Below are 1,655 nucleotides of genomic sequence, written 5' to 3' on the forward strand. Positions count from 1 at the left end.
CACCCCGCCCGCCCCGCAGCACACCACGATCCGTACGCCCGGGTCGGCGAGGATCTGGTCGACGTCCAGCTGCGGCGCCGCGTCTTCGGAAGGCACCAATCGAGCGTATCGGGCCGGGTGGGCCGGCGCGCCCGGGCCCGAGGCCAGGTGTGAGTCAATCCGCCCGGACGAGGGCCGCCGCCAGCCGGTCCAACCCGGCCCGGTCTACCCCGTCGGGCAGCAGCGGCAGCTCGGTCAGGGGCAGGCCCAGCTCGACCAGGTCGGCACGGAGCGAATCCTCCAGCTCCCGGCGGACGACCTGGTCGCGCGCCTCGACGGCCAGCCCGGCGACGATGTCCCGGTCTGCCGGCAGCCCGGCGGCGAGCAGCCCGCGCCGCAGTTCGGCCGGGCTCACCACCCGATCCGCCGGTAGCGGGGGCCGGGTGCCGTTGACGATCACCCGCCCGACCGGGAAGCCGAGCTGGGTGAGCTCCGCCATCGCGTCGACCGTCTCCTGGACCGGCATCTCCTCCAGCAACGTGACCACGTGCACCGCGGTCATCGGGGAGCGCAGCAGCGCGGAGACCCCCTCGCTCTGGGTCTTGATCGGGCCCACCTTGGCCAGCCGGGCCGTCTCCGCGGTGACGTTGAGGAACCGGCCGATCCGCCCGGTCGGCGGCGCGTCGAGCACCACCGCGTCGTACGCGCGTCGCTGGCCGACCGTGCGGGTGGTCGCCTCCTTCACCTTCCCGGTGAGCAGCACGTCCCGCAGGCCCGGGGCGATGGTGGTGGCGAAGTCGATCGCCCCGAGCTTGCGCAACGCCCGGCCGGCCGCGCCGAGCTTGTAGAACATGTCCAGGTACTCGAGCAGGGCTTCCTCGGCGTCCACCGCCAGGGCCCGTACCTCCCCGCCACCCGGCGCGTCGGCCAGGTGCCGCTCCTCATAGGGCAGTGGGTCGGTGCCGAAGAGCTGGGCGATGCCCTGCCGCCCCTCGACCTCCACCAGCAGCGTGCGCCGGCCGCCGGCGGCCAGCGCCAGGGCCAGCGCAGCCGCCACGCTGGTCTTGCCGGTGCCGCCCTTGCCGGTCACCACGTGGAGGCGGGCCGGCCACTCCATACCGGCCGGGTCGGTCGGCCGCTCAGCTGCTCGCACCCGTCGAGCCTATCCACCGGCCCGGTTCAGGCGACCTCGCAGACCCACCAACCCGTCTTCCGCACCACCGTGAACCGCAGGTCCTGGTCGGCGACCTTCTCGTCGGCGGTCGTCATGGTCACCCGGGTGGTGACCGTGGCCCGGTCGCCGATCTGGTTGTCCACCTTCGGGCTGCTCCACCGGAACCGTGGGTTCTGGTAGGCCGAGGCGTACTTCTCGATCTCGGCCACCTTGGCGGCGATCTTGTCCTTGTCGCGGGACGAGGAGCAGACCAGGGTGGCCGCCCTGGACGCGTCGCGGTCCTTGTAGACGGCGGTGAGGAACTGGTCCACCGCCACCGCCGGCTCCTTCGCCCCCGCACCGGTCTCGGTGTTGCGCAGGGTCAGGAAGGCCACCACGCCGCCGCCGGCGCAGAGCATCAGGACGGCGGCCAGCGCGATCGAGGCGATCAGCACGCCGCGCTTCTTCTCCGGCGCGCGGTACGGGGGGTGTCCGGCCGGGGGCGGCGGGACACCCCCCGTAC

At 73.7% G+C, this 1,655-nt stretch carries 2 protein-coding genes; both read right to left on the reverse strand.

Translation table 11 applies throughout. The annotated features are described in order from the left end of the window. Positions 1-154: 154 nt before the first annotated feature. A complete protein-coding gene (gene bagA, locus C1I99_RS31490) occupies positions 155-1,132 on the reverse strand; it encodes an ATPase BagA (protein WP_111137765.1) in 978 nt (325 codons plus the stop codon). Between the two features lie 26 nt (positions 1,133-1,158). Next, a partial coding sequence (locus tag C1I99_RS31495; RefSeq protein WP_111137766.1) for an Rv0361 family membrane protein occupies positions 1,159-1,655 on the reverse strand: 497 nt, incomplete at its 5' end.

The organism is Micromonospora deserti (genome assembly GCF_003236335.1).
In the GTDB taxonomy this organism is placed as follows: Bacteria; Actinomycetota; Actinomycetes; order Mycobacteriales; family Micromonosporaceae; genus Micromonospora; species Micromonospora deserti.